Source organism: uncultured Roseovarius sp. (assembly GCF_913054395.1).
GTDB lineage: Bacteria > Pseudomonadota > Alphaproteobacteria > Rhodobacterales > Rhodobacteraceae > Roseovarius.
Genome location: NZ_CAJXIP010000238.1, coordinates 1 through 3,327, shown reverse-complemented (window position 1 = coordinate 3,327; position 3,327 = coordinate 1). Strand labels below are relative to the sequence as shown.

General features: G+C 61.9%; 2 protein-coding genes. Both read right to left on the bottom strand.

The window, feature by feature from the left end; genetic code table 11:
- On the bottom strand, window positions 1–2,080 hold a 2,080-nt coding region (locus QZ522_RS18635; protein ID WP_294615120.1), incomplete at its 3' end, for a molybdopterin-dependent oxidoreductase.
- A gap of 128 nt (window positions 2,081–2,208) precedes the next feature.
- Window positions 2,209–3,222: a phosphate acetyltransferase gene (gene pta / locus QZ522_RS18630; RefSeq protein WP_294615117.1), complete on the bottom strand. Its 1,014-nt coding sequence runs from the start codon at window positions 3,220–3,222 to the stop codon at window positions 2,209–2,211.
- Between the last annotated feature and the right edge of the window lie 105 nt (window positions 3,223–3,327).

Here is a 3,327-nt window from a genome sequence, read left to right as displayed (position 1 = left end):
AGGGTTTGTAGTAATTCGCCCCCTCGGGGATGTGATTGACGAAAAAGCCGCCGTTTTCGATATAGCGATCCAGCTGTTCCGGGTTGGGCGCGCCGCGACCGGCCTCATCCCCGGCAGCGCCGCGAAAGCCGGCAAGCGGGCCGATACCGGGACGGCGTTCGTGGCTGGTGATGTAATCGGCGTAATCGGCGTACTTCTGGCCGCCGTCGGCATTCGTGAATGCTGGCAGGCCAAGCCGCGCGCCGAGATCACAAAGCACAGATTGAAACCCGCGCACGTCGCGGTCTGGTTCGATCACCGGCCAGCGGATGGCGTCGGCGGCGGCGTCGGCCTCGCAGATCGGACGATCCAGCAGGGAAATACAGTCGTGACGTTCGAGATAGGTGGTGTCGGGCAAAATCAGGTCGGCATAGGCGACCATTTCCGAACTATACGCATCCGAATAGATGATGCGCGGGATCACGTAATCACCGCTCTCGTCGGTATCGGTCAGCATCTTGATCACGCCGCCCGTATTCATCGACGAGTTCCACGACATATTGGCCATATACATGAACAGCGTGTCGATCTTGTAGGGATCGCCGGCATGGGCGTTGGAAATCACCATATGCATGAGGCCATGCGCCGACATCGGGTTTTCCCAGGTATAGGCCTTGTCGATGCGTGCGGCACTTCCGTCCTCTGCAAGGCAGAGGTCTTCCGGCCCTTGGGCATAGCCAAGATGCGGCCCGTCAAGGGGGGCGCCCGGCGTGACCTTGCAATGCGGTTTGGGGTGGGCGCTGACCGGTTTGGGATAGGGCGGTTTGAAGCGGAAACCGCCGGGGACCTCGACCGTGCCCAGAAGGATTTGCAGCACATGCAGCGCGCGACAGGTCTGAAACCCGTTCGAGTGGGCCGAGATGCCGCGCATGGCGTGAAAGCTGACCGGGCGGCCTGTCATGGTCGCGTGCTTTTCACCGCGGAAATCGGTCCATTCATGGTCAAGCGTGATCGCCTCGTCAAAGGCGACGCGGGCGATCTCGGCGGCGATGCGGTGGATTTTCTCGGGCGTGATGCCACAACGTTCGGCGACGGCCTCGGGGGCGTATTGCGGGTCAAGGTAACGCTCGGCCATGTGGTGCATGACCGGGCGATGGGTGATGCCCGCCGCGCGGTGCGTGGCATGCAGGTCGGGGCGGATGCCGGGCGTGTCAAACGCCGCCAGCTTGCCGGTGTTGCGGTCAATCACCAGCGGCTTGCCGTCGTCGTCGCGCAAAAACAGGCCGAACTCGGGTGATGTTTCATCCCCGTTCAGAAGGACAGGCGCGTTGGTAAAGCGCGACAGGTAATCAAGGTCGATCTTGCCTGCACTGATCAGCACATGCACCAGCGACAGGATGAAAAGCCCGTCGGTGCCCGGTGTGATCCCGACCCAGTCATCGGCAACGGCGTTATAGCCAGAGCGGATCGGGTTGACGCCGATGACCTTGGCGCCGCGTGCCTTGATCTTGCCGATGCCCATCTTGATCGGGTTGCTGTCGTGATCCTCGGCCACGCCGAAAATCATGAAAAGCTTGGTGTGATCCCAGTCGGGCTGACCGAATTCCCAGAATGCGCCGCCCATGGTGTAGATGCCCGCCGCGGCCATGTTGACCGAGCAGAACCCGCCATGCGCGGCATAGTTGGGTGTGCCAAAGCTTTGCGCCCAGAGGCTTGTGAAGCTCTGGCTTTGATCGCGGCCTGTGAAGAACGCAAGTTTTTCCGGGTGCTTTTCGCGGATCGGGGCAAGCCAGCCGGTCGCGATCTCAAGCGCCTCGTCCCAGCTTATTTCCTCGTATTCGCCAGAGCCGCGCGGACCTACGCGTTTGAGAGGCGCGCGCAGGCGAGAGGGGGCGTTGACCTGCATGATCCCGGCAGAGCCCTTGGCACAGAGCACGCCCCTGTTCACCGGATGGTCGCGGTTGCCCTCGATATAGGCGACTTTGCCGCCCTTGAGGTGCACATTGATCCCGCAGCGACAGGCGCACATGTAACAGGTGGTCTTGCGGATCTCGTCCGACACTTTTGGTGAGGTATCAATTTTCGGCTGGTGATAGGTCATCACGAAATCCCTGTTCTTGCGGCGTTCACGCTAGGGCAGATTCTGCGCCGTCGCGACCGTTTTCTCATTTGTTTGGTTTTTCCGAACATATGTCCCGGAAAAACCGAAATTCGCCCCATAATATTCCGTCAACCTGGCGTGGGCGTGGATTGGAGTACCGTTACGGCGATCATCTGGGTCACGTCACCGGCGACGCAGCCGCGCGACAGGTCATTGGCCGGTTTGGCCAGCCCCTGAAGGATCGGGCCGATGGCGGTATAGCCGCCAAGACGCTGGGTAATCTTATAGGCGATATTGCCCGCATCGAGGTTGGGGAAGACCATCACATTGGCCTGACCGGCGACCTGCGATCCGGGCGCCTTGCTGGCCCCGACGGCAGGCACGAAGGCGGCATCGAATTGCAACTCGCCATCGACCATAAGATCGGGGTGATCGGCCCTGAGGCGGTCAAGGGCGTTGGTCACCTTGGTCACCTTCTCGTGCCGGGCGCTGCCCTTGGAGGAAAACGACAGCAGGGCGATTTTTGGGTCTTGCTGCAACAATGCGCGGCAGGACGCGGCAGACGCGGTGGCAATGGCCGCCAGTTCATCCGCCGAGGGATCAATCACCAGACCACAGTCCGAATAGACCATTGCGCGGGCATCGGCCCCGGCGTCTTGCGGCGGGAACATCAGGAAAAAGCTTGAAACCAGGCTGGTGTCAGGCGCCTTTCCGATCACCTGAAGGGCGGTGCGCACCACGTCCGATGTGGTGGCAACAGCGCCACCGACGGTGCCGACGGCATGGCCTTCGCGCACCAGCATGGCGGCATAGACAAGCGGGGTTTCAACCGCCTTGCGGGCGGCATCGGCATCGACGCCCTTGTGGCGGCGCAGCGTATGAAAGGCCTCGGCAAGTTCGTCAGTCAGCGGCGAGGTGGCCGGATCGTGGATGGATATCCCGTCGCCTGCACGCGCGCCCTGGGCCTGCAACTCGGCGGTGACGGCGTCGGCCTTGCCGACAAGGATCACATCGGCGATCTCGGCATTTCTGGCGGCAAGCGCCCCCGCGACAACGCGGGGATCACTGCCTTCGCTTAACGAAACGGTCGGACGGTCGGGCGGTGCCTTTGACAGCAACAGATCAATCGGTGTTTTTGTCATCGGCTCCCGCCCGGTTTCCTATCAGACCTGCTGAGGGCGCATATCGGCCGGGTCGATCCCGGCAACCGCGACCGGCTTTTTCATCGCGTCGCGGCGGAAGGGCTC

Coding starts and splice junctions, on each gene's coding strand:
- pta (WP_294615117.1), bottom strand. CDS start 3,222: ATGACAAAAACACCGATTGATCTGTTGCTGTCAAAGGCACCGCCCGAC.